At 63.6% G+C, this 24753-nt stretch carries 22 protein-coding genes, 1 tRNA gene and 2 pseudogenes; 11 read left to right on the top strand and 14 right to left on the bottom strand.

From position 1 onward, the window contains the following. The first annotated feature begins 30 nt into the window (after positions 1-30). The 4 genes and pseudogenes from KUV65_RS06825 (at position 31) to KUV65_RS06805 (ending at position 4356) form a co-directional block, all read left to right on the top strand. Positions 31-1152, top strand: coding sequence for an extracellular solute-binding protein (locus KUV65_RS06825; RefSeq protein WP_222188770.1), 1122 nt, complete (start codon positions 31-33; stop codon positions 1150-1152). A gap of 177 nt (positions 1153-1329) precedes the next feature. After that, positions 1330-1620, top strand: a complete 291-nt coding sequence (locus KUV65_RS06820; RefSeq protein ID WP_222188768.1) for a DUF1330 domain-containing protein — start codon at positions 1330-1332, stop codon at positions 1618-1620. Between the two features lie 929 nt (positions 1621-2549). Beyond that, positions 2550-3323: pseudogene (locus tag KUV65_RS18310) on the top strand (ABC transporter permease); the annotation flags it as partial. Between the two features lie 16 nt (positions 3324-3339). Continuing rightward, positions 3340-4356 (top strand): ABC transporter permease, encoded by a 1017-nt coding sequence (locus KUV65_RS06805; RefSeq protein WP_259546909.1) that lies wholly within the window; start codon positions 3340-3342, stop codon positions 4354-4356. A 51-nt stretch (positions 4357-4407) separates the two neighbouring features. Here KUV65_RS06805 and KUV65_RS06800 read toward each other — a convergent pair whose 3' ends face one another. From KUV65_RS06800 to KUV65_RS06770, 7 genes are all read right to left on the bottom strand, one after another. Further along, complete coding sequence (locus tag KUV65_RS06800) at positions 4408-5340, bottom strand: AEC family transporter (RefSeq protein ID WP_222188766.1); 933 nt, start codon at positions 5338-5340, stop codon at positions 4408-4410. Positions 5341-5349: 9 nt separating this feature from the next. Continuing rightward, complete coding sequence (locus tag KUV65_RS06795; protein ID WP_222188764.1) at positions 5350-6147, bottom strand: MBL fold metallo-hydrolase; 798 nt, start codon at positions 6145-6147, stop codon at positions 5350-5352. Beyond that, positions 6148-6957, bottom strand: coding sequence for a TatD family hydrolase (locus KUV65_RS06790; RefSeq protein WP_222188762.1), 810 nt, complete (start codon positions 6955-6957; stop codon positions 6148-6150). Positions 6958-6983: 26 nt separating this feature from the next. After that, on the bottom strand, positions 6984-8117 hold the full coding sequence (locus tag KUV65_RS06785; protein WP_222188760.1) for a DNA polymerase III subunit delta': 1134 nt from the start codon (positions 8115-8117) through the stop codon (positions 6984-6986). Between the two features lie 65 nt (positions 8118-8182). Further along, positions 8183-8797, bottom strand: a complete 615-nt coding sequence (tmk, locus tag KUV65_RS06780) for a dTMP kinase (protein WP_222188758.1) — start codon at positions 8795-8797, stop codon at positions 8183-8185. Positions 8798-8822: 25 nt separating this feature from the next. Beyond that, positions 8823-10037: a D-alanyl-D-alanine carboxypeptidase family protein gene (locus tag KUV65_RS06775; protein ID WP_222188756.1), complete on the bottom strand. Its 1215-nt coding sequence runs from the start codon at positions 10035-10037 to the stop codon at positions 8823-8825. 18 nt (positions 10038-10055) lie between these two features. Beyond that, on the bottom strand, positions 10056-10943 hold the full coding sequence (locus KUV65_RS06770) for an SPOR domain-containing protein (protein ID WP_222188754.1): 888 nt from the start codon (positions 10941-10943) through the stop codon (positions 10056-10058). A 202-nt stretch (positions 10944-11145) separates the two neighbouring features. Between KUV65_RS06770 and KUV65_RS06765 the strand changes: the two genes are divergently transcribed. Next, positions 11146-11235, top strand: a tRNA-Ser gene (locus KUV65_RS06765). A 162-nt stretch (positions 11236-11397) separates the two neighbouring features. Here KUV65_RS06765 and KUV65_RS06760 read toward each other — a convergent pair. From KUV65_RS06760 to KUV65_RS06750, 3 genes are all read right to left on the bottom strand, one after another. Next, positions 11398-13722 carry an AAA family ATPase gene (locus KUV65_RS06760; RefSeq protein WP_222188752.1) on the bottom strand — a complete coding sequence of 775 codons (2325 nt, stop codon included), beginning with the start codon at positions 13720-13722 and terminating at the stop codon, positions 11398-11400. Between the two features lie 98 nt (positions 13723-13820). Then, on the bottom strand, positions 13821-14903 hold the full coding sequence (locus tag KUV65_RS06755; protein ID WP_222188750.1) for a hypothetical protein: 1083 nt from the start codon (positions 14901-14903) through the stop codon (positions 13821-13823). A 172-nt stretch (positions 14904-15075) separates the two neighbouring features. Continuing rightward, positions 15076-15651, bottom strand: coding sequence for a hypothetical protein (locus KUV65_RS06750; RefSeq protein WP_222188748.1), 576 nt, complete (start codon positions 15649-15651; stop codon positions 15076-15078). Between the two features lie 126 nt (positions 15652-15777). On the opposite strand from KUV65_RS06750, the gene KUV65_RS06745 reads away from it, so the two are divergent. Next, positions 15778-15951, top strand: a complete 174-nt coding sequence (locus KUV65_RS06745) for a hypothetical protein (RefSeq protein ID WP_222188746.1) — start codon at positions 15778-15780, stop codon at positions 15949-15951. 440 nt (positions 15952-16391) lie between these two features. On the opposite strand, the gene KUV65_RS06740 is transcribed toward KUV65_RS06745, so the two are convergent. Next, positions 16392-17333, bottom strand: a complete 942-nt coding sequence (locus KUV65_RS06740) for a hypothetical protein (RefSeq protein ID WP_222188744.1) — start codon at positions 17331-17333, stop codon at positions 16392-16394. A gap of 32 nt (positions 17334-17365) precedes the next feature. Between KUV65_RS06740 and KUV65_RS06735 the strand changes: the two genes are divergently transcribed. Further along, positions 17366-17998, top strand: coding sequence for a hypothetical protein (locus KUV65_RS06735; RefSeq protein ID WP_222188742.1), 633 nt, complete (start codon positions 17366-17368; stop codon positions 17996-17998). A gap of 170 nt (positions 17999-18168) precedes the next feature. Here KUV65_RS06735 and KUV65_RS06730 read toward each other — a convergent pair. The 3 genes and pseudogenes from KUV65_RS06730 to KUV65_RS06720 form a co-directional block, all read right to left on the bottom strand. Then, positions 18169-18621 (bottom strand): annotated as a pseudogene (locus tag KUV65_RS06730) (SbcC/MukB-like Walker B domain-containing protein); the annotation flags it as partial. 43 nt (positions 18622-18664) lie between these two features. After that, positions 18665-19108 (bottom strand): thermonuclease family protein, encoded by a 444-nt coding sequence (locus KUV65_RS06725; RefSeq protein ID WP_222188739.1) that lies wholly within the window; start codon positions 19106-19108, stop codon positions 18665-18667. 88 nt (positions 19109-19196) lie between these two features. Continuing rightward, positions 19197-19589, bottom strand: coding sequence for a translation initiation factor 2 (locus KUV65_RS06720; RefSeq protein ID WP_222188738.1), 393 nt, complete (start codon positions 19587-19589; stop codon positions 19197-19199). A gap of 126 nt (positions 19590-19715) precedes the next feature. On the opposite strand from KUV65_RS06720, the gene KUV65_RS06715 reads away from it, so the two are divergent. From KUV65_RS06715 to KUV65_RS06700, 4 genes are all read left to right on the top strand, one after another. Continuing rightward, a complete protein-coding gene (locus KUV65_RS06715; protein ID WP_222188737.1) occupies positions 19716-20576 on the top strand; it encodes a helix-turn-helix transcriptional regulator in 861 nt (286 codons plus the stop codon). 274 nt (positions 20577-20850) lie between these two features. Then, positions 20851-22872, top strand: coding sequence for a type I restriction-modification system subunit M (locus KUV65_RS06710; RefSeq protein ID WP_222188736.1), 2022 nt, complete (start codon positions 20851-20853; stop codon positions 22870-22872). Beyond that, on the top strand, positions 22869-24182 hold the full coding sequence (locus tag KUV65_RS06705; RefSeq protein ID WP_222188735.1) for a restriction endonuclease subunit S: 1314 nt from the start codon (positions 22869-22871) through the stop codon (positions 24180-24182). The genes KUV65_RS06710 and KUV65_RS06705 overlap by 4 nt, the downstream gene beginning before the upstream one ends. A gap of 51 nt (positions 24183-24233) precedes the next feature. Beyond that, positions 24234-24752 (top strand): hypothetical protein, encoded by a 519-nt coding sequence (locus KUV65_RS06700; protein ID WP_222188733.1) that lies wholly within the window; start codon positions 24234-24236, stop codon positions 24750-24752. The last annotated feature ends 1 nt before the right edge of the window (position 24753 follow it).

The raw sequence follows: 24753 nt of genomic DNA, 5'->3' as shown, positions 1-24753 counted from the left end.
CTTACGTCCAACAGCAAGGAGAGAGACATAATGAAACTCAAGAGCTTGATGCTTTTGACCACGGGTGCCGCTTTTGCAGCGCCGATGGTGCTGGCCGAGGCGCATGGCAACATGGCCGACAGCATGACCCTGGTCAGCTGGGGCGGTGCCTACCAAACCAGCCAGATCCGCGCCTATTCCGACCCTTACCAGGCCATGCACGAAGGTCTCGAGGTGATCTGGGACGAAAGCTCCGGCGAGGCCGTGGCCCGCATGCGCGCCATGGAAGAAGCCGGTAACATCACCTGGGATCTCGTCGACGTGGTGGCCTCGGACGCCATCCGTCTCTGCGACGAAGGCCTGGCGATGGAAATCGACCATGACGAGGTTCTGGCGCCTGCGCCCGATGGCACGCCCGCGTCGGAAGACTTCGGCGACCTGATCGTGTCGGATTGCTTCATCCCGCAGATCGTCTACTCGACCACCTTCGGCTACCGCACCGACGTGGAAGAGTGGGGCGGCAACACCCCCGACGATATCTGTGATGTGTTCGACCTCGAGAACTTCCCGGGTCAGCGCAGCCTCGAGCGTCGTCCGATCGGCAACATGGAATGGGCGCTGATGTGTGACGGCGTCGCCATGGAAGACGTCTATGACGTGCTGGAAACCGAAGAAGGCATCGAACGCGCCTTTGCCGTTCTCGACACCGTCAAGGACAGCACCGTCTGGTGGACCGCCGGCGCCGACACGCCGCAGCTGCTGGCCGATGGCGAGGTCGTCTTCGGCTCGACCTATAACGGTCGTCTGTTCAGCCTGATCGAAGAGCAGGACCAGCCGGTCGCGATGATGTGGGACGCACAGGTCTTCGACCTGGACGGCTGGATCATCCCCGAGGGTCTGCCGGAAGATCGCCTGAACCGCGTGCTGGACTTCGTGCGCTTCGCGACCGACACCCAGCGTCTGGCCGACCAGGCTCAGTACATCTCCTACGGTCCTGCCCGTGCGTCTTCGGCGCCGCTGGTCTCGACCCACGCCGACCTGGGCATCGACATGGCACCGCACATGCCGACCGACCCGGCGAACGCCACGCGCACCTTCCTGTTCAACTACGAATGGTGGGCCGACTACCGCGATGACCTGGATGCCCGTTTCCAGGCCTGGCTGTCGCAGTAATCGACATCTGACGTGATCCGGTCCGGGGCCGCCCGCGCGGCGGCCCCGGGTCCTTCCCAGCGTAGGGTGCGCTTGAGCGCACCGCCCGCAAGACCGGCCCGAGCGGCGGTCACGACGCACAGGCGGTGCATTGAAGCGCACCCTACCCAAACGACTGACGGCGAAAGGCGCATCGCAATGCCCAAAGGCTATATCATCGGCCATATCACCGTGAACGATCCCGAGGCCTACAAGGAATATGTCGAGCGGGACACGCCGATCCTCAAGGCGCTGGGCGGACAGTTCATCGTGCGTGGCGGACAGGCGCAGGTGATGGAGGGCGACACCCTCAGCCGCCACGTGGTGATCGAGTTCCCGAGCTACGAGGCCGCGCTCGCCGCCTATAACGACCCTGAATACCAGGAGGTTGCGGACATTCGCCGCCGCACCGCCGATAGCGTGATCCTTGTCGTGGAGGGCACGGAATGAGTGCGACCGACGCCGGAGACATGAGCCGCGCCGCCGCCGATGCGCGCCGCGCGGATGCCGAAAGCACGGGGCCGGTGCTGGCCGCGGATGGCAGCCCGCTCAAGGTCAGCCTGAACCGCGCCCTGCGCGCGCAAAAGTTGCGGGCATTGATGCTGATCGCACCGCTTCTGCTGTTCGTGCTTGTCACCTTCGTGGCGCCGATCATCGACATGCTGTTCCGCTCGGTCGAGAACCAGATCGTGTCGGAAACCCTGCCGCGCACCGTGGTTGCCCTGGATGACTGGGATGCCGAGACCCTGCCGGACGAGGCGACCTATGCCGCGCTGACCTATGACTTCATCGAAGCGGCCGAGCGCCGGATCCACACGCGCCTTGGCAGCCGCCTGAATTACGAGACCACGGGCCTGAGTTCGATGTTTCGCCGCTCCGGCCGCGGGGTGGACGATGTGGGCGAGGAATATGCCGACCAGTTCATCGATCTCGACGAAGCGTGGGAAGACCCGGTCGCCTGGGCCGAGATGATGGCCTCGTCCGATTGGCTGGCTGCGCAGTCCGAGTGGGCTGCGACGCTGGAGGCCGAGGGCGAAGATGCCGCCGGGCCCGAGCCGCTGTTCCAATTGTCTGACGGTATCCGCACTCTGCTGCCCGAGACGGCGGACGCCTATCGCAGTTTCGCCCGCACGGTGCAGCAGGAAGACCAAGACAGTCCGCTCGAAGAAGAGCCGTGGAATAGCGTTTACCTTGCGCTCTATCGCGATCTCGTGACCGTCCCCGCAGCGTCTGTCGTCGAGTATGACGGGGTTGGCGCCGAGATGCTCGTGGCGGCGGACACGGCGGTGGACGGGTTCGAAACCGTCGATCTGCGCGCCGTCTGGGAAGACATGGACGACGGCTGGGTCGAGATGCCCATCTGGGAAACCATCGAGGCGTTTTCAGATCCCTACACGGCTGGCTATTTCCTTGCCGCTGTCGACCTGCAACTGACGCCGGACGGGATCGAACAGCAGCCGGACGAGCAGCGCATCTACCTGCTCCTGTTCCAGCGCACGATCTTCATGTCGCTGGTCATCACGATCAGCTGCATCCTGCTGGGCTACCCGATCGCCTATCTTCTTTCGAACCTGCCGCTGCGCACGTCGAACCTGCTGCTGATCCTCGTGCTGCTGCCGTTCTGGACCTCGCTTCTGGTGCGGACGAGCGCGTGGAAGGTGCTGCTGCAAAACCAGGGCGTGATCAACGACACGCTGGTCTGGCTGGGCTTCGTGGCCGATGACGCTCGGCTTGCGCTGATCAACAACCAGACGGGCACGATTATTGCGATGACGCATATCCTGCTGCCCTTCATGATCCTGCCGCTCTACTCGGTGATGAAAACGATCCCGCCCTCCTATGTCCGCGCGGCCAAGTCGCTGGGCGCAACGCAGTGGACGGCGTTCTGGCGGGTCTATTTCCCGCAATCGGTGCCGGGCATCGGCGCGGGGTCGATCCTCGTCTTCATCCTGTCGATCGGCTATTACATCACGCCGGAACTGGTGGGCGGCCGCACCGGCACGTTCATCTCGAACCGGATCGCCTTCCACATCTCGGAAAGCCTGAACTGGGGTCTGGCCGCTGCGCTCGGATCGATCCTGCTGGCGCTCGTGCTGGCGCTCTACTGGCTCTACGACCGGATGGTCGGCATCGACAACGTGAAGCTGGGCTGAGGGAAAGGACAGAGACATGGACCACAAACTGCCCCCCTATGCCTCGACCGGTCACAAGATCTGGTTCTACGGCTTTCGCGTGATCTGCGGGTTGATCTTCTTCTTCCTGATCGCCCCGATCCTGATCATCATCCCGCTCAGCTTCAACGCGCAGGACTTCTTTACCTTCACGCCGGAAATGCTGCGGCTGGACCCCGAGGGGTATTCGCTGAAGCATTACCGCGACTTCTTTGGCGATGACGGCTACCCGTGGCGCGGCCTGCTGATCGGCGCCGTTCTGGGGGCCGGGTTCGCTGGCGCCATGTGGGCGTGGAAGGGCGAGCGGTATATCGTGTTGCCGGTGTTGGTCGGGGCCTTGTTCGGGTTGATCGTGGGCAAGCTCTGGGGCCTGGACGGGGCCGAGTGGATGACGCCGCTGCGCAACTCGCTGGTGATCGCGCCGATGGCGACGCTCTTGTCGGTGTCGCTGGGAACGCTGGCCGCGATCGGCCTCAGCCAGACCCATGTGCCTTTCAAGGGGGCGATCATGGCGATCCTGATTTCGCCCATGATCGTGCCGCTGATCATTTCGGCGGCGGGGATGTATTTCTTCTATTCCCGTGTCGGGCTGCAGGGCACCTATTGGGGCGTCGTGCTGGCCCATGCCGCGCTGGGTATCCCCTTTGTCATCATCACCGTCACAGCCACGCTGGTGGGCTTCGACCGGTCGCTGACGCGGGCGGCGGCCAGCCTTGGCGCGAACCCGGTGACCACCTTCTTCAAGATCCAGATGCCGCTGATCCTGCCGGGCGTGATCTCGGGTGGACTGTTCGCCTTCATCACCTCCTTCGACGAGGTGGTGGTCGTTCTGTTCGTCGGCTCTGCCGGTCAGCAGACGCTGCCGTGGCAGATGTTCACCGGCCTGCGCGAGCAGATCAGCCCGACGATCCTTGCGGCGGCGACGATCCTTGTGTCGATTTCGATCCTGCTACTGACCACGGTCGAGATCTTGCGCCGCCGGTCCGAGCGGTTGCGGGGCATGTCGCCGGGCTGACGCCGCAAGAAATTCGAGTGGAGAACCCGGCCCCTTCGGCCGGGTTCTTCTTTACGGCAGAACAAGCAGCCAGAGCGAGGCGCTGATCACCGTCAGCCCGGTCCCGATCAGGACCGAGGAAGCCGCGACCCGTCGGGCCACGCCGTACATGTCGGCGAAGAGATAGGCGTTCACACCGGGCGCCATGGCCGAGGCAATGACCGCCGAGCGCAACTGCCCCTGGCTGAGGGCCGTGGCATTCGTGCCCAGCGTATAGGTGATGACCGGGTGAACCAGCAGCGCCAGCGTGCAGATCATCGCAATGACAAAGGCGTCGCCCTCGGGCTTGTAGCGGTAGAGCACGCCGCCAAGGCCGAACAAAGCGGCGGGCAGGGCGGCGCGGACCATCAGCCCCAGCGCCTCGTCCACCACGCCGGGGATGGGCAGGCCCGTCAGGTTCACGACGAACCCCAGCATGATCCCGATCATGATCGCGTTGGTGAAGGCGGCGGTGAAGACCGAGCGCATCAATTGAAGGGGCCGCGCGCTGCCCGCGCGGACGATCTCCATCGTGATGATGCCGAGCAGGTAGCAGAAGGGCGCATGCACGGCGATGATGGCGAAATTCGGGGCCAGCGCGTCGGCGCCATAGGCGCGCTCCATGATCGGCAGGGCCAGCAGGACGTTGTTTGCGAACATCGCGACGAAACCGATGGCGACGCTGTCGGCCATGGGCCTGCCAAAGATGAACCGCGCCCCAAGGATGCCGAGGGCAAAGACACTGGCCGATCCGGTGTAGAAGCTGGCGAGCAGTCGCAGGTCGAACTCCTGCCCGAGATCGAGCGTGGCGATGGCCGTGAACAGGAGGCAGGGGATGGCGAACTTGGTGGCGAACACCATCAGCCCGTTGACCGCCGTGTCGGCAAAGAGGCCGCGCCACACGGCGAGATAGCCCGCGCCCACCACGAGAAAGACGGGCAGGACGACGCCCAGTAGCTCGGCCATGTCAGTGCCTCAGGTCTGGTAGGTGATCACCATCCCGTCATGGGCGGGCGTGATGTGCTCCGGTGTCTCGCTCAGGACGGTCTGGTAATCCAGATCGATATGCATGTTGGTCAGGATCGCACGGCGCGGCGCGGCGCGGGCGATCCAGCCAAGCGACTTGTCCAGATGCGCGTGGCTTGGATGCGGCGTGCGGCGCAGCGCGTCCAGCACCCAGCAATCCAGCCCGTCCAGAACCGGCCATGCCGCGTCTGGGATGTCGGAGACGTCGGGCAGGTAGGCAAGATCGCCGATGCGAAAGCCGAGCGCATGGATATTGCCATGCGTGACCTCGAAAGGCGTCAGCGTGATCGGGCCACCGGGGCCGTCGATCACCACGTCGCCCTCGATGCTATTGAGATCGAGGATCGGGGGATAGGCGCTGCCCTTGGGTTGAACGAACGCATAGCCGAAGCGGTTGAGCAGGTCGTTCTGCGTCGCGCCATCGGCCCAGACGGGCAGGCGCTGGCGCATGTTGAACACGATCATCCGCAGGTCATCGAGACCGTGGACATGGTCGGCATGGGCGTGGGTATAGACCACCCCGTCCAGCCGACCGATGCCGGTATCCAGCAATTGCGCGCGCAGGTCGGGCGAGGTGTCGATCAGGACGGCGGTGGTGCCCTCTTCGCCGTCGCGCTCGACCAGCATGGAGCATCGGCGGCGCGTGTTGCGCGGCTCATCCGGGTCGCACTCTCCCCAGTGACCGCCGAGGCGCGGGACCCCGCCAGACGATCCACAGCCGAGGATGGTGAAACGCAGCTCGCCCATTCAGGCGGCCTTGGCCCAGTCGGCGGCCTTCCAGAAGAGGCGGTCGAAATTGGCGGTGGTGGAGGCGGCGAACTCGGCCTCGGACACGCCGAAGGTCTCGGCGCCAACGCGCGCGGTGTGCACGGTATAGGCAGGCTCGTTGCGCTTGCCGCGATGGGGTGGCGGCGCGAGGTAGGGGCTGTCGGTTTCGACAAGGATGCGGTCGAGCGGGGCCGCGGCGAAGATCTCGCGCAGCTCGGTCGAGCGGGGAAAGGCCGCGATCCCCGACATCGACAGGTAGAAGCCGAGGTCGAGCGCGGCTTGCGCCAGCCCCGCCCCCGACGAAAAACAGTGCATGACACAGCTATAGGCGCCGGCGCGGTATTCCTCGGCCAGGATGCGGGCCATGTCCTCATCCGCGTCGCGGGCGTGGATGATGAGCGGCAGGCCCGTGCTGCGCGCGGCCTCGATATGGATACGCAGGCTTTCTTGCTGAATGTCCTTGCTCTCGGCGGTGTAGTGATAGTCGAGGCCCGTCTCGCCGATACCGACGAATTTGGGGTGCTTGGCCAGCGCCTCCAACTCTTCGACGGTGGCCAGCGGTTCTTCGGCCGCGCTCATCGGATGGGTGCCCGCAGCCCAGAAGACGGGGGCGTGCATGTCGGCGATGGCGCGGACGCTGTCGGCATTCTTCAGCCGGGTGCAGATCGTGACCATGCGCGAGACGCCCGCGCGAGCGGCGCGGTCGATGACCTCGTGCAGTTCCCCGGCGAAATCCGGGAAGTCGAGGTGGCAATGGCTGTCGACGATCTGGGGGGTGCTGTCAGGCATCGGAAAACTTGGTCCTTCGGTCTCGGTCAGGCGGGGGCGGCGAGACGGGCCGCCGTCCGGTCGAGGTCGAGGAACATATCGAATACGAGGGCGGCAGGGTCAAGGTTGACCGCCTTGCCCTGGCGCGCACGGGCGGTGAGCGTTGCGGCAAGCTCGGCCCAGGCGCGGGCTGCCCAGGGATTGGGTGAAAGTTTTGCGATCACTGCGTCTTCGCCGGCGGCGATGGGGGCGGGCGCCTGCCCCGTCGTGCCTGCGCGGGCAAGGCGAGACAGCGCCGTGTCGAGCAGGGACAGCGTCAGGTCAAAACGCGCCTCGGCGCCTTTCGCGGCAGCGGCCTCGGACAAGCGCAGGGCCGTGGGGCGGTCCATGTCCGGCAGGGTCGAAAGGAGCCGCACGATCTCGGCATAAAGCGCCGGGCCGTCCATCGAGATCAGGCGGATGGCCTCGCCCACCGATCCACCGGAGAGCGCGGCGAGCGCCTCGGCCTCGGTGCCCTCGGGCGGCGTGTGCCCGGCTTGCGCCAGCGCGGCGGACAGGTCGGCCGGGCCGAGCGGGGTGAACCGCAATGTCCGGCAGCGCGAGCGGATGGTCGGCAACAGGCCCGAGGGTTGATGCGAGACGAGGAACAAGACGGTATCGCGCGGCGGTTCCTCCAGTTCCTTGAGCAGCGCATTGGCGGCAGAGGCGTTCATCTCGTCGGCGGAGTCCACGATCACCACGCGGCGCCCGCCGCCGGAGGACATGGCGAAGAACCCCTTGAGGTTGCGCACCTCATCCACAGTCAGCTGGGTCTTGAGGCGTTTCTTGTCCGCGTCCCAGCCGCGCCGAAGCAGCATCAGGGACGGCTCGCTCAGCGCCCGGATACGATGGGCGACGGGGTTTTCGGGCGAGATATCGAGCGTCGCCGCAGGGGGCGCGGCGAACAGGGCATCACCGCCATCCGGCGGGGTGGCGATCAGGTATTTCGCGGCCCGCCACGCAAAACTTGCCTTGCCGACGCCCCGGGGTCCGGTCAGCAGCCAGCCATGGGGCAGACGCCCCGAGTTGAGCGCGGACAGGAATTCCGCCTCGGGGGTGTCTTGCCCGAACAGGGTGACGGTCTCGCGCGGGTGGGGCGCGCCGTCGATCCGGTCGGCTTCGGGAAGGGCGTCATCGCTCATGGGTGCGGTTTAGCACGCGCGCAAACTGGGGGGGAGGGGGATCGCGGCGGGACATGTCGCGCGCCTCACGCAGCATCCACGGCGGCGGCGATGACGGCGGCAACGGTATCGGGATCGGCCTGTGCGTCGATCAGGATGCAACGGTCGGGGAATTCCTCGGCCAAGGCCTGAAACCCGGCGCGCAGTTTCTGCTGGAAGGGCAGGCCGAATTCTTCGAACCGGTCCTCGCCGGAATTGCGGGCCAATCCACGCGACAGGGCCACCTCCGGGTCCATGTCGAGGATCAGCGTCAGGTCCGGCTCCACCCCGATGGCATCGGCATGGATCGCATCGACCAGCGCGCGCAGGTCGCCCCGTGTCGCGCCCTGGTAAACCCGCGTGGAGTCGGCGAAGCGGTCGGTTATGACGTCCCGGCCCGCCGCGAGCGCTGGACGGATGGTGCGCTCCAGATGATCGCGGCGCGCGGCGGTAAACAGCAGGATCTCGGTCTCGGGCGACCAGCGGTCGGGATCCCCCTCGACCAGCAGGCGGCGGATTTCCTCGGCCCCCGGAGCCCCGCCCGGCTCACGCGTCAGGACCGGGTCGCGCCCGACGCTACGCAGATGCTCGGACAGTCGTCGCGACTGGGTCGATTTCCCCGAGCCGTCGATGCCTTCAAGGCTGATGAAGCGTCCTGTCAAACCCTGGCCTCGCCTGTCTGGCGGATCAGCTGCCGGCCGCCGGTTCGGGCGTCGGCCCCAGAACCTGCGTCATGACCGAGCGGGCCGCGGTGCGCAGCCGGGTCATCAGCCCCCCTGCCGCGACGGTCTCGGTCGCGACGACCGGCACCCGGCGTTCGAGGTCGCGCACGCCCTGGTGGATCACCAACTCGCCCACCACGTCGCCAGCGATGACCGGTGCCGGAAGCGGCGAGGTATAGGTGACCTCCGCCGTGATCTCGGGATCGAGCAGGGCGGGGATCAGCATTTCGACGCTCTCGGCGGGGGCAAGGCCCACGGTCTCGGCGGTGCCCATGAAGACGGGCGCACGGGCGATCTCGGTGCCTTCCTCGACCACTTCGCGCATGACGAACTGCCGGAACGCCCAGTTGACGATGCGCTCGGACTCGCGCGCGCGGGCTTCGGAGGACGGCAACCCGGAAATGACGAAGGTCACTCGGCGGTTGCCCTGCTGGGCCGAGCCGACAAGGCCGTAGCCGGCCTCTTGCGTGTGCCCGGTCTTGAGGCCGTCCGCGCCGATCCCCATGCCGAGGATCGGGTTGCGGTTGAACCGGTTCTGCGGCGCGCGCCCTTCGTAGTCGAACTCGCGCTCGGCGAAATAGGTGTAGTATTCCGGGTGCTCGGTGATGATCCGCTCGGCCAGGATGCCGAGATCCTGCACCGACATGACATGGCCGTCGGCGGGCCAGCCGTTGGAATTGCGGAAGGTGGAGTTCATCATGCCAAGCTGCCGCGCGCGCTGCGTCATCAGGTTGGCGAACCCTTCCTCGGTCCCGTCGGGCGACAGCGCCTCGGCCAGCACGGCGGAGGCGTCATTGCCGGAGTTGATGATCACGCCGCGGATCAGGTCCTCGACCGTGGGGCGGTCGGCGGTGTTGAGAAACATCGTCGAGCCACCGTAATCCATCGCGTGCTGGCTGACGGGCAGGCGGGTTTCCAGCGTCAGGCGCCCATCGTCCAGGGCCTCGAACGTCATCAGAAGCGTCATTAGCTTCGACATGGAGGCCGGCGGCAGCGGGTCCTCGGCATTGCGCGCCAGCAGCACCTGCCCGGTGCCGTGGTCGATCACGTAGGCGGCGCGCGCCTCGGTCTCGAAGGCCTGGGCGAGGGTTGCGGCCGTGAAGGCCAGAACGAGAAGCGCCGCCGCGAGAAGGCTTGCGGCGGCGCGCTGGATCGGGTGTCGAAATGTGGCAGCTGTCATTTGATCCGTTTCAGGCGGTTAACGCGTCACGAAATAAGCATCCTCGAAACCGAGTTCACGCACGGATTCAAGAACGGCGGCGCGATCCGAGGCGGTGGGCGCCGGACCGACAACCACCCGCCAGAAGCGGCGGCCGTTGCTCTCCTGATCGTAGATGGTGGGCACAAGTCCCACGTTGCGCAAGGCCTGAGCGGTGTTGTTGGCATTTTCCTGCACAGAGAAGATGCCGATCTGGACGAAAGGCCGGTCTAGGGCCGAGCCGGTTGGCAGGGATGCGGGCGTTGGCGCGGGGATGGCGGCTTCGCTTTCGGCAATCGCGCCCGAGGCCATTTCGGCAATCGGGTCGAGCGGTTCGGCGGTGATCGCCGCGGCGGCCAGGGTCGCGGGCGCCTCTCCCTCGGGCAGCGCGGCGGCCTCGGGGTCGGCCGAGGCCATGGAATCGGGGTCGGGCTCCTCGACCTCTTCGCGGCGCAGCGCCGTCACCTGGATCGTCGCGGGATCGCCGGCAAGGATTTCGAGCGCCGCCGCCGCATCCGACGAGATCTGGATGATCGGGCCGGGGTTTTCGCGTTCGCGACGGAACAGCGCGCCGATGACGAAACGGCCGTTCTCCTCGTTGCGGATGATGACACGCTCGGGGTCGGTGGCGTCGGGATGCGCAACCCAGACCCCGCCAAGCGAGGGGCGGCCATCCCAAAGACCCTGGTCGGTGACCTGGAAAACCTCGGGGGCTTCGACATCGCGCTCGATCAGGCGCGTGGCGCCGATGGCCGCGGGGCCATCCGCGTCGGCGTTGCGGGAGCCGAAGGAGAACTCGCCCGTCTCGGAACAGGCGCCAAGCGCCACGACGGTGCATAGGATCAGCCCAAGCCGGGCCCGGTGCGGGAGGGGGGTATTACGGGTCATGTACTGCTCTTTCCGCGCTCGGTCCGTGCGTGTCGCACGTGTTGTTATTGATCGTGCTTTGCGCACGGGTGCCTGCCTTTTTTCAAGATCATACAACCTGGAAGGCGTTCTGAAAAGCCGCTGCGTCGCCTGTGCGCACAGTGTTGCCTTTCAGAATCGCATCGGCGCGGCTAAGGGAGTTTTCGGCCCGCCCGATGAGCCCGGAGGAGTGGCAGAGTGGTCGAATGCACCGGTCTTGAAAACCGGCGTGCGTGAAAGCGTACCGTGGGTTCGAATCCCACCTCCTCCGCCACTTGCTCCTTCTATGTGGTTGTAGAATAGTGGTTTTTCTCCGCGACTTCGATTTAGGGTAGCGAGCGGGGTAGCATTTGGCACCAGACCTGCTCTTCCATCCTTAATCGCAATCGCAGCGACTTTATTCTATCTTCATACCGCTGACGCGCCAAGTCAGGTGTTAAGCGCCCGCGCAGCCTTCATCTGCCTGTGACCCTGTTCTGGCCGATCGTCCCACCCATTTCTCCAACTCGCCCTCTTTCAACACCGTCTTCTCCACCAGCGCCTCTGCCATCCGCTCCAACGCCTCCCTCCGCTCCTTAAGCAGCTTGACCGCCGCGATCTCCGCCTTTGAGAGATGCCCGTCGACGCGGGCGCGCAGGACGGGGTCAAGGCGCAGGTGGTCCACGGCCTCTTCGGGCGAGGCGCGCCAGAGGCGGGTGTCGCCGAGGCCCCAGCTGAGCTCGAGGCTCGCGGCCAGCGTGGTGGCCAGCGCGAGGTCGCTCTCCTCGGATCCGCCCGCGCCGGTCGAAGCGTTCCCGAAGGCCAGTTTTTCCGCGGCGCGGCCGGCCATGAGCGTGACGAGGGCCGCCTCGATTTCTGGGCGGCCGCGGACGCCGCGGGTTTCCAGCGCCTCGGTGGTGCCGCCTTGAGCGTGCAAGGCGATGAGCTTCGGTGTGCCGTGACCGGTGGCGTGGGCCGCCAGCGCATGCCCGCATTCATGGATGGCCACGCGATGGCGGGTGCAGGGCTCGAGCGGCGGGCGGATGTCGTCCAGCGCGGCCTGCAGATCCTCGAGCGTGAGGGCCCGGTTCGCCTGCCGGGCCCTTGCGCGGGCGGCACGAACAAGGGCCGCGACCTCTGCGCCGGTCATGCCGAGGGCCTGTTTGGCGGGTGAAGTCAGATCTGCCGCTGGCAGATCGGGGAAGAGATGCCAGCCGATGGCTTGCGCCATCAGCTCGGGCGACGGCGGGCCGAGATAGAGAACCCGGTCGAAGCGCCCGGGACGGCGCAGCGCGGCGTCGATCTTGGCCGGCTGGTTCGTCGCGGCCAGGGTCACGACGCCCTCCTGCGTCTCGAACCCGTCGAGGCATTCCAGAAGGCCCGCCACGATAGTGTCGGTCCAGGCGCTGTTGTGATCGCGCGGCCGCGCGCGGTCGCCGAAGGCGTCGAGCTCGTCGAGGAAGGCGATGCAAGGCGCCGCCGCCGCGGCCTCGGCGAAGAAGTGATGCATCTCGCGCATGACCTCGTTGCCGCGCGCGCCGGAGGACTGGAACTGCGCCAGCGAGGCGGCGCGGACCTCGATCCCGGCCTCGCGGGCGATGAGACGCGCGAGCTCGGTCTTGCCGTTGCCCGGAGGGCCGGTCAGCAGCAGCCCGCGCGAGACGTCGCTCCAGGGCAGGGCGCCCGCGCGCCAGTCCCGCAGATCGCAAAGCAGCTGCTCGACCGCCGAGCGCACGTCAGGCGGCAGGGGGAAGGCCGAGAGGCTGCGGCCTGCCGCGGTGGGCGTCTCACGGGCCGGGGCCACGGCCTCGGCGATGCGGGCGAGCAGGTCCGCCCGGTCCTGCGTGCGCAAGGCAAGCAGCAGGGCCGTGGGCGCGAGACGCGCCAGATCGGAATCGCCGGGCAGATTCTCCGGGGGAACAGGCCCGAGATCGGGCCGGAGAAGAAAGAGAAGATGAGACAGGAGGGGCCGGTCCAACGGGGCGAGCGGCAGCACGGTCGGCGCCAACTCCGCGAGGGGGCGGGCGGTTGCGTGACCGGGCGACCCGACCAGGATGATGGGCGTCTGCATCTCCAACGCGCTGCGCAGGGAACTGGTGAGGTCCTGGAACACCCGCGACCGGGGTTTTTCCTCCTGCAAGACCGCCTCGCGCAGCAGAGCGGTCTTGGCTGGCATCAAAAACGTCGGGAGCATGTCTCTCAAAAGCTCGGACATCTCGTCCTCGGCCAAGGTGAGCGCGGTGATGGCGCCGGGCGCGCAAAGGCGCTTCTGCAAGGCCGCGACGCTGCCAAACGTGCGGGCCAGCCGCAGGATCAGGAGCGCATGGAGCGGCTTGGGCCTGAGCCCCGCGCGCGGGTCCAGCGCCTCGGCCAGTGGCACGGGCGCGGGGTCGAGATGGGGCTCGGGATCCGAGAGGAGATCGAGGTCCTCCGGTCTCATCTCTTCCTCGGGATGGTCCCAGTCGCTTGTCTCGTCGTGTTCGTCGCGGGGCGCGCTGGACGCCTCGCTGGGCGCTGGTGTGGGCCGAGCGGTGGCGGTGTCTTCCCCGTCCTCTTCCGCGCTGGGGTCGCCGCTCGCACCATCGTCCTCCGCCGCGTTGTCCAGTCCGGCGTCGGCTTCGACAAAGCTCAGGTAGCATTGCGCGGAGCGGGCGAGCCGGTCGAGCATGTCCTCGGCACAGGCGATCCAGGTCGCGGCATCCGGTTGAGACGGAGAGAGCGTCGCGGGGTCGGGGACATCGTGCTGGTGGGGGAGGTCATGCGGGACGGTGGACTGGAACATGGGGCACCTCACGGGTTTGGCGGTTCGGGATTGGCGAGGGGGGAGTTGGGGTCCGCCCCGGCGGGATGGAGATCGCCGGGACGGAGCAGGGGAAAGGCTCAGTCCGTTTTCCGAAGGGGCCGTGCCGGGATCTGCGTTCCGGCGTCGGGGTCGATGCGCTCCCCGGCCTCCGCGCCATCGCCGGCGACATCCGCCGCGATCTCATCCATGAGGCCATGGATGCGTGGCAGGATGCTCGGGCAGTAGATCTCGCTGACCACGTTGATCTGTCCGGCATAGACCTCTGGCTGGATGACCGCGTCCGGATGCGCGCGTACCAGTGCGGTATTGGCCCGGCGCTCGGCGGCGCAGGCGTCGTGCCCCGTCGGCATCGGCAGGAGGCGCAGGATCTCGACCTCGGCGGACGGCGGCAGGCCGAGCTGATGGCGGAAGCGCTTCTCGGGGTTGCCGCTATAGCCGAGCTTCACCACGCGCAGTCCGGTCTCGGGCAGCGAGATCTGTGCGAGATAGATCTGCGACGGCCGCGCCGACCAGCCCGATCCGCAGGAAGCGCAGTCGCACTGTCCCCAGTGCATGTTGGTCCGCGCGATGCGCTGCTCATGCCCGCAGCCGTGGCGATAGAGCCGGTAGTTGGGATCGCCCTCGGGATCTGGACCGACTCGCTCCCAGCCCTGGCGACAGGCCTCTTCGTCTTCCAGCGCTGCCAGGCAGGTGCCGCAGCGAATGCCGGTCTTGCCGGCCGCGGCGCGGTCTACCAGCTTGTACTGACGGCGCAACTCATGGCCGCAGGAGGCGCGGTAGATGCCGTAGGCGTGATGATCGGGATCGCGGCGCAGGAAGGTGAGACCCGCGGCCTCGGCCTTCGCCTCGATCGTCTGCAGCGCGCAACCGCCGCAACGGGGCTGGCCGGACATCAGGGTGTAGGCCTTGGCCACGGTCTGGGCACCGCAACTCTTGCAGGTGAGCACCACGTGGTAGCGATCCCGGATCCGGCGATCGATGGTGAAGCCCTTGGCACAGGCGGCCTCCAGCCAGGTTTCGGGGATGGGATCGGAGAGAGTGACCCAGTCGGCCAACTCCACATGGCGCGAGCGCGGCGGCACGAAGAGCGGCGTGTCGTGATCGGGCGGCTGGATCATGAGGGTGTCGGGGAAGGGGATGTGCGAGAAAGGCGTGGTCATGGGCAAGCTCCATGGTGAGGGAACGGCAAGGGGAGGGGGAGCGCCGCAGGACGGGCCAGCGGCGGGACGGCGGGACAATCCCGCGAGGGAGGAGAGCAGATGGACTCGGGCCTCGGCCGATGCGCGGGGCGCATCGGGCAGGGGCCTTCGCCCGCCTACGGATCAGGAAGGATCAGAAGACCAGTTCGTCCTCGGCCATGTCCGCCAGGGGAACGACGTGGGCGTCCTCGGCGGAGCGCGCCACGATCACCGGCTCGGGGATATCCTCTTCGATCAGGAGGAAGTCACTGAGCCGGTCGAGGCCTTGCAGGACCAGCCGGTTCACGGCTCCGTCCACCCCCGTGACGCCAAGCGCAAGGAAGCGCTGAGGCATCTGTGTCACCTGGCACTGCAGCTGTGCGATCTCGTCGGGATCGGAGGAGAGCATGGCGGTGCGGAAGAGCTGCAGGACCGTCCGCAGGTGCCGGTCGCCCGGTTGATCCGGCTGGTCGGTGGGCTGGTCGGTGGGCAGATCGAGAGCGGATCCGATGATCTCGAGGACACGGGCGCGCGCGGCTTCGGCGGCGCGGAACCAGGCATCGACCGCCGGATCATGCCCGGAATGTCCGCAGAGATCCCACTCCGCGGCGATCAGGTCATGGGCCGCGTCGAGGAACTGCCCGAAGGCCAGCATGAGACGGGAAGGGTGGGGATGTGCGGAACAGGTTCCGCTGCCGCCCGGGGGCGTGCTAAGAGCATAGTCAGCCATGTTGAATCTCCGCAGAAGATTTGGCGTGGTCAGGGTGAGGTGGTGTTGGCGCACCGCCTTGCCCGCACATATTGTGCATATATATTATAGCTAGTCAACGACAAAAGCGCATGCTAGAGAGAAAAGATGAGTCGCCCGCCCCAGTTCCCCGTGAAGAAACTGATCAGCCTGAGCCAGCACCAGGCCGATCAGATCCGTGACTACCGCTTCGATGAGCGCATCGACAGCGAGACCGAAGCCATACGCAAGCTCATCGAGATGGGGCTGGAGGCCGCGCGGAAGCAGAAGGACGCCGGGTAGGGCAGGCGGGTCGTTGCGAGAATGTGTGACGGCGTGAACCAAGCCCGTGGCGGCAAACAGATAGGCGAAGGCTGGGCGCATCTGGACGCCTGCGCATCACTCGTAGGCCTTGTCCGGCATCAGGGCGGGAGATGGGCCTGATCACGGGAAGATTGCCCGCTCAACACCGCGCAAACCGATGGGATAGCAAGATACCTCACGCAGCGGGGTAAAACCCCGTCATCGACGCGAGGGCCGGTGAGCGGTTTCGAGGTACAACAGACGACGGCGCGCACGTACTTTTCGCCGGGGCAAGCGGGCGAAGATGATCCTGAGATCAAACATTACAGTTGTCGTTCCAATATCGCTGCCGCCTTCCTGCTTGGATTGTCGTGGGAGGTCACTGAGCCTGCCTTGCGGTGTCAGCTTGCGACCCCTCGTCAGTCTTGGTTGCTGGATCGCTAAATTCGTTTTTCGTCAAAATCCTCTTTGCCGAACCCTTTCACATCTTCCGGGCAATCGGCCTCACGAAGCTTTTCCGCTTTTGGGAAGCGCATCGGTGCTGGCTCTTTGGAGCGTAGTGCTGCTGCGATCGATGCCACGACGGAAACACCTTTGTCGGTAAGCCTAGGCAAGACAATACGACGATCCAAGCTATGCTGCTCGATCTTGATGAGGCCTAGGCCTGGCTTTTCCGTGTTGCCGCCGGCCAAGATCGAGAAGTGCTTGGGCAGGTTCACTATTCCCGTGCTCTTGGAGATAAGGTTGGCTGCTTGTCCTTTGCCGCCAAAATCCGCACCGTGCTCTGCGATAAACAACAGAACGCAAAACGTGCTGAGAGTTAGGTTCGGCGCGTGTTCGCGAGCCACGGATAGCGCAGGCAGCAGTGAGTCCCTTAGTCGGTTTTGGACGGCCGTTCTGTCAATTTGATTGGAGCCGGCGCAGGCAAAGCGTCGCGTGATGGCCCCCCCAAGTTTCGTCGTGCCCAAGAGGATTTGCCTGCGATCCGAACCAGGCAACCGCTTGAGGAGCCTCAACCCACGCCGACGTCCACGACCCTCTGATATTTGCGCGGCGAGCACTGCCACAGACGGATACGGCGCGTCCATCTTAGCGGCTAGCGCGTCGTAAGTCGTGTGCCGGGCCTCTGCCGCCACCGAAAAAAGTGCAAACAATCCATCGACCGTAAGTGTCGGCCTCAGGCGATGTGTACGGTAACAGGCCGCGCAGAAGTCGCGAAACTCGCTGCTTTCGAAATCATCGGAGCATGGCCAGGAGAAGAAAAAAAAGAAGGCGGATCCCCCCTCATTCAAAGCGCGGACGCAGAAATCCGTACACGATCCATGTTCGACATACAATAACGACTTGACGTTCAGATTCCCTTTATGGACAATCAAAAACAATCACTCATTGACTACGAGAGAGGGCATGTGAGATGAAAAGGTCGGAACACACTAATGCAGAGGCTGGTAAGGTCCTTGAGCCGGAGGACATTTCCACCGGCTTGGCGATTTCCTGCTATCTGGCGCCCGACAGTGACGTGCCGTCTATGGATTTCTTCCATTCCGAACATTGCTTCGGCGTTTGCAAGGCGCCTTCACTGCTTCCGCTCACCACCCATTTTGGTGCCGGAGCAATCTTCGGCTGTGCTGTCGACGTGGAAGGCGTACATCGCTTCCTTGAAGGCCTGGCGCCGCTTGGGCGCAAGATCAACGAGACGGGCCGGTGCCGTTCGGATGAGCCGGACTTCAATGGCAGCTACCTCTCACTGAATGAGCAGGGTGAGGAGCTCTTGGAAGAATTGCACAACCGCATGGAGGATTTCATTCAGAGCGCTGATTGGATCGACAAAAACATTCAGGTTGTGGACTGCCTCGAGCATTGGACGGCTGCCAAGATTTCCGAAGTCTTGACCCCATCCATGAGCGAAGCTGAAGCTTGCGAAGCGCTTCAGGTTGCACAAGATGCTGCGCAAGACGAGACGTATCGGATCATTGGCCCCGTTGAGACGGTTCTTCAAGAATATGAAGAGTATTGGCTTGGCCAGAATATTTCCATCAACGCTTGATCTCTGGGCGTATCGAAGCCTTGAGACGCATTCGTCCCTGTCCGGCAAGGCGGCAGGGACGATGAACGACGCACCGACCCGCAATATCACCAATTCTGATGATATCGAGGACATGGTTTTGGTGTTTTAGAAAGCGCGTGGACCGCGAAAGAGCATCTCGTTCCTCGCCTTCATGTCATCAGATGGACCTTGCTCGCCCCCCCCCCGCCGGTTTTGACCACCTCCACTTGAACCGGGATCCGATCTTTCATTGCCTGCACGTGGCTGATGACGCCAATGGTCCGTCCTTGCGACTGAAGTCGTTCCAGCCCATCGATTGCGAGATCCAGGCTGTCGGCATCGAGCGAGCCGAAGCCCTCGTCGATGAACAGCGTGCCGGCGAGAGCACCATGTGTGCCCATGCCCGACAGGGCAAGGGCGAGGGCCAACGAGACCAAGAACCGTTCGCCACCCGAGAGGGAGCGGGTCGTGCGCCGGTCGCCAGCCATGTCGAGGTCTAGAACATGGAGAGCTAGGTCCGACGGCGCAGTCTCGAGCTGGTATCGCGGCTTGAGGTCTTGCAGGTGCAGGTTTGCGCGTTCGACGAGGAGTGCAAGCGTCACGGCCTGCGCGATCTGGGCGAATCCGCCGTGTGCAAAACGCGCATCCGATCACCCCACCAACTAATTACCGACAGTATCCGGCTCGCGGCAGTCTCGATCTCGCCGCTGGCGTTTCAAGATGACGATACCGCCCACCAGAGTACCGCGCGCAATCGAGGGCGTATCCATTCGCGATGGCGATTGCCCCGATATCTTCGCCGTCGATGAAGCACGTGCCCACCCACCTGTCGTAGGTGCGATCGCCGTTCAACTGGCAGCTGACGATCTTGCCGCGCACGAGATTGACCATGAAGCGCCGCGCGTCGCGACCTGCCGCCGTCGATGTCTCGGGGCCATCCACACCATTCAGTCTCACCGGCGTCCCTGCCACGACGACGGTATCGACGTCTCGCACGACGGTGACCCGACCTTCGACAACTCGTTGTGCCATGACCGGCCCGGATAATGCCAGGCTCGTCAGGATTGCTGCCGAAAAAATGGAAATCGCTACGCGCGTCATGGTCATCATTCCCTAAAATCTTGAGTTTGGTATCGAGCGCCGCTTGGCGGCAGGACGCCGCCAGCCGCTTAGTAACCGTTTCCCGGCGGCTCCGGGATCAGCAGTCCAACTCGATCTCGACGGGATTTGGCACGAGCTCTTGCGACGCCCCAGTGGCCGCATCAACACCCAGGCCGATGACGCCGCCAACAAGCACGTTGCCTGCAATGCCCGCAGCACCCGCATCGGCTGTGCGATGCGTAACGTTGACTTGAGCAGGTCGGCATCCCGGGCGCGTAATCGTCACCACAAATTCCGAGCGGCGGGGCATGCGGATCGCACACGGCGTGCTGCCACAGCTAAAACCGTTCGAAGTTTGAACCTCGGCACCGGCGGGTTCCGTCACGATTTCCAGAACGTCCTCCGTGCCGCGCGTCACTGTCGCACAGCCCGACAGAATCGTCAGGCCACCCAGAAGGGCTGCGGCGGCGCTCAGGTTGCGTGTTTTCATGGTGTGTACCCCAGATGTTGTGTTATCAAGTAATCGTTAACGGCGCGAACGTGGATGCGACATAAAAATGAGTCAATCTAAAAAATGGACACACCGAAGAGGCGTGCCTAAGATCGGTCTGGATTAATGAGTCGCCGCAAGAGGACAGGGCCCCGGTGGAGCGCGGAGAAACGATACGAGTTCATCGAGTTCCGCCTGTTCTGGACGGGGCGGTTGAACCGGTCGGATCTGATCGAGGCCTTCAGCCTGTCGACCCAGCAGGCGTCGATCGACATCAACACCTATCTCGAAGGCCGCAAGTCGAACCTGACCTACGACAAGCAGGCGAAGTGCTACCGGCGTGGCAAAGCTTTCAAGCCGCGATATTACGAGCCGGACGCCGCCGGGTTTCTGGCGCAGGTTCGGGCGGTCGAAGACGGGCTGGTTGCGCCCGAGCAGTCCTGGATCGCGGTCCTTCCCGATTTTGCGGGCACACCCGTGCCGGCGCGCGGTGTAGATCCGTCGGTGCTCCGCGATGTCTACACGGCGATTGTGGAAGGGCGGGCGCTTTCGGTGACCTACCAATCGATGTCCCGCCCGGAGCCGGGCGAGAGGGTGATCGAGCCACACGCTTTGGCCTTCGACGGATTCCGATGGCACGCGCGGGCGTTCTGCCTCAAGGACGCGATGTTCAAGGATTTCGTTCTCTCGCGCATGCTCGACGTCGAGGTGGGGGCCGCGCGTGGCTCCAGTCCGGAAGAAGATGTGGATTGGCTGGAAGAGGTTGTTCTGGAAATCGGTCCACATCCCGATCTGTCGGATGCCCAAAAGCGGGTGTTCGAAATGGATTACGGCATGACGGATGGCGTCGCCAAGATCCCGGTGCGGCGCGCGCTTCTTTATTACGCTCTAAAGCGACTGGGGTTAGACACCGACCCCGGCGCACGCAGTCCGCAGGACCAGCAGATCGTGCTTTTGAATGGCGATGCTGTAAGAGGTGGAGCTTAGTAGGCGGAGCGTGGGCAAACTCTGAGGCGACGGGTCGGCTGCGGTTGTCATTGGGCGAAGGCCAACCATGCAGCCTCAATGGCGATGGCTTCTTTCGCTATGAATTTCAGAGTCAGGCAGCGGTTCAAGCTCCGGTTTTTTGTGGTTGTCGTTCCGGCAATGTGGCGCATGCGTCATGTGGCAAGCAGGGTGGATGCCTCCCGCAGCGCTCGTTAAGCTCCCGAAAAACCGACCAAACAGCTATTGCGCGCACCTTGGAGGCACATAAGGTTTCATGAGTACGGACATTAAATCTCTCGGCTCCTTCGTCTGGTCGATCGCTGAACTCCTGCGCGGCGATTTCAAGCAATCCGAGTATGGCAAGGTCATCCTGCCCTTCGTCGTTCTGCGTCGCCTCGACTGCATCCTCGAAGAGACCAAACCCGAAGTGCTGCGCATGGCAGGCAACCTGCCTGACGATATGGACGACGATGCGCGCGACACCCTCCTTTCCGGCGTCGTGGGGCAAGACATCCGTCTCTACAACCTGTCCCGCTTCACCTTCGCCTCTCTCAAGGGGCAGGACGCCAAGGACATCCACAAGAACCTGATCGACTACATCACCAAGTTCTCGGGCAATGTCCGCGATATCTTCCTCGACAAGTTCCTGTTCACCGATCAACTCAAGCGCCTGAATGACGCCGGTCTGCTCTATCAGGTCTTCGACAAGTTCACCCAGATCGACCTGCACCCGAACGCCATCTCCAACCTCGAGATGGGGTATCTGTTCGAAGACCTGATCCGTCGCTTCTCGGAAATCTCGAACGAGACGGCGGGTGAACACTACACCCCGCGCGAGGTCATCCGCCTGATTGTCTCGCTCCTGCTGATCAACGACAAGGAAGCGTTGACCGGATCGGGTGTTATCCGGCAAGTCTACGACCCTGCCGCAGGCACGGGCGGCATGCTTTCCATCGCCGAAATGGAGATGAAGGCGCTGAACGACCGCATCCGCGTCGAACTCTTCGGGCAGGAACTCAACCCCGAGTCCTTCGCGATCTGTAAGTCCGACATGCTGGTGACCGGGCACAACCCTGAGAACATCGCCTTTGGCAACACGCTGACCCAAGACGCCCACGCGACCAAACGCTTCCACTACATGTTGTCGAACCCGCCCTATGGCGTGGACTGGAAGAAGTATGCAGACCCGATCAAGGAAGAAGCGTCGGAGTTGGGCATGTCCGGGCGCTTCGGCGCGGGTCTGCCCCGCATCTCGGACGGGCAGCTGCTGTTCCTGCAGCACATGATCTCCAAGATGCGCAACGACGAACAAGGGTCGCGCATCGGAATCGTCATGAACGGGTCACCCCTCTTCACCGGCGGTGCCGGGTCGGGTGAAAGCGAGATCCGCCGGTGGATGCTGGAAAACGACTGGGTCGAGGCGATCATCGCGCTGCCGACCGACCTCTTCTACAACACCGGCATTCAGACCTATGTCTGGTTGCTAACCAACCGCAAAGACACCGCGCGTCGCGGCAAGGTGCAACTGATCGACGCCAGCGGCGAGCGGTTCTGGAAATCGATGCGCAAGTCGCTCGGGTCCAAGCGCCGCGAAATCCCGGCCGAGGCGTGTGATGAGATCGCCCGCATCTATGCCGAGATGCTGAACGGCGATGGCGACTGGGGTGACGTATCCAAGATCTTCGACACCACCGACTTCGGGTATCGCGAAATCCGCGTTGAACGCCCGCTGAAACTCGCCTTTGCCGTCACGCCCGAGGCGTTGGAGACGCTGCGCGAGGCGAAACCGTTCCAGAAACTCGATGAAGACGACCAGTCCCGCGTTCTGGACGCGTTGCAGGATCACTTGCCTGCCGACGAACGATGGATCGTCCGGGACGACTTCGACAAGGCGCTCTCCGCCGCCCTCCGTCGCGCGGGCGTCAAGGTCGGTGCGCCGGTCAGGAAGGCAATCCTGTCTGCCCTGTCCGAACGCGATGAAGACGCCGAGGTCTGCTCCGACAAGAACGGCAATCCCGAACCCGACACCGATCTGCGCGATCACGAACTGGTGCCGCTAGATGAACACTGGGCGGAATACGTGCAACGCGAGGTAAAACCCTTCGTTCCCGATGCCTGGGTGGACGAGAGTTACACCGACGCAGCAGACGGCGGCGTCGGGCGTGTCGGGTATGAGATCAACTTCAACCGCTATTTCTACAAATACGTGCCACCGAGGCCGCTGGAAGAAATCGACGCCGAGTTGAAGGCGCTGGAAGCAGAGATCGCCGGTCTGCTGCAGGAGGTGGTCGAGTGACAACGCACCGACTGCGCGATGTGGCAATGGTTCTGACCAGTAACGTAGATAAGGTCGTCGACCCCGACGAGCATCCGGTCCGTCTTTGCAACTACGTTGATGTCTACAAGAACAACTTCATCCACAACGACATGCCGTTCAAACTGGGCAGTGCAACCGCAGCCGAAATCAAGAAGTTCAGGGTGAAGGTTGATGACGTAATCATCACTAAGGACTCCGAGACCGCGGACGATATCGGCGTTCCAGCACTCGTGAAATCAACTGCAGATGATTTGGTGTGCGGGTATCATCTTTCGATCTTGCGCGCTGATCGTCGACGCATGATCGGTCCGTTTCTCTATTGGCATTTGCTCTCGAAGAAATCGCAGGAGGACTTCGGAAATGCCGCAAACGGCGTCACCCGCTACGGTCTTACGCTAGGCGGTATCAAGAGCATCCCGATAAATGTCCCCGACCTCGCGACCCAACGCCAGATCGCCGACTTTCTGGACCGTGAGACCGCAAGAATAGACCTGCTGATCGAGCAAAAGCAGCGGTTGGTGGCGTTGCTGGGGGAGAAACTCGAAGATGACATTCTGCGCGCGGTCACTCTTGGTATTGATCCTGATGCAGAACTTGTTCCGGAGGACGAACTGGAATGGACTTCGCACCGACCACGACACTGGAACGTCTATCGCCTGAAACATTTCTTCCGCGAGAACACTCAATATAGCAGTGACGGTCAGGAGACTCTGTTCTCGTTGCGGATGAAGGAAGGGTTGCTTCCTCACAACGATGTTTCAGACAAGGAAATCCCGCCAAGTGATCTCATCAACTACAAGAAGGTATTTCCCGGTCAGATCGTGATGAACCGAATGAGGGCGGCGATCGGACTGTTCGGTCTGGCCAATAGTGCTGGCATCGTCAGTCCCGACTACTCAATCTTCGATGTGGATTCTAACGCCCACGCTGCCTACTTCCTTCGACTGTTCAAGACGGAACCAATGATGGCAGCATTTCGGCTTCTGTCGAAGGGTTTGGGCACCGGTCACTCTGGGTTCATGCGGTTGAATGCCGACAACTTCGGCAGAATCCGAGTTGCGGTGCCTGAATATGAAGAGCAGCGACTGATCTCGGAATATGTCGAAGAACGGATTGGACAAATCACGCATCTACAGACCAAGAACGAACAATCCATCGACCGCCTCAAAGAATACCGCTCCGCCCTGATTGCCGCCGCTGTCACAGGTCAGATCGACGTGGCGACCTACGCCAAATCCGGCACCCCCGACCGCCGCCTCGACGCCATTCAAGAGGAGATGGGCGCTTGATTTCAGTTCTCCACACAAGCAAAGCATGGCGAGGTTCAAGTGGCCGGTAGAATGAATTGGACACGGGCCAACTTCGAGCAGAAGATTCGTGACCAAGGCTACGCGCCTGTTGATGAACCTGGCCCACGCAACCCACCGCCGAAGGGGAAAAAAACCAAGCGAACAAACGTCGCTCCGGCTGGAACTACTAAGTGGAAAAAGAAAAACCAAACCCTTCAGGAGCGGCGTGACGCAACACGCTTGAACTACATCAAAGCCGTGGCCGCCGCACTTGCGGCAGGCAAGCCGCTCCCCAATCCGTTCAAGAAAATGCATCCAAGCGTGAAGAAAGAAGTGCGTGCTGTAGGCCCCGAGGCTTGGGTGCTGGCGCAACCTGAACTTTGTGAGCACACCGCTCAGAGCGCAGGCAACGCAAAGATCATGCCTCATGGAGAACGCGCGGAAACCATTGCTGCTCTACAAGCAGAAATCCGCGATTTAACAGCGCAAAGGGAAAATCTGGCCAGACAATATCATATCTTGGGAGAGCGGGTGATAACACTCCGGAATAGGCTAAAATCCATTAGCTGAA

Origin of the sequence: Maritalea mobilis, from assembly GCF_019800885.1 — a bacterium.
In the GTDB taxonomy this organism is placed as follows: Bacteria; Pseudomonadota; Alphaproteobacteria; order Rhodobacterales; family Rhodobacteraceae; genus Roseibacterium; species Roseibacterium beibuensis.
This window is presented reverse-complemented; position numbering and strand designations above follow the sequence as displayed.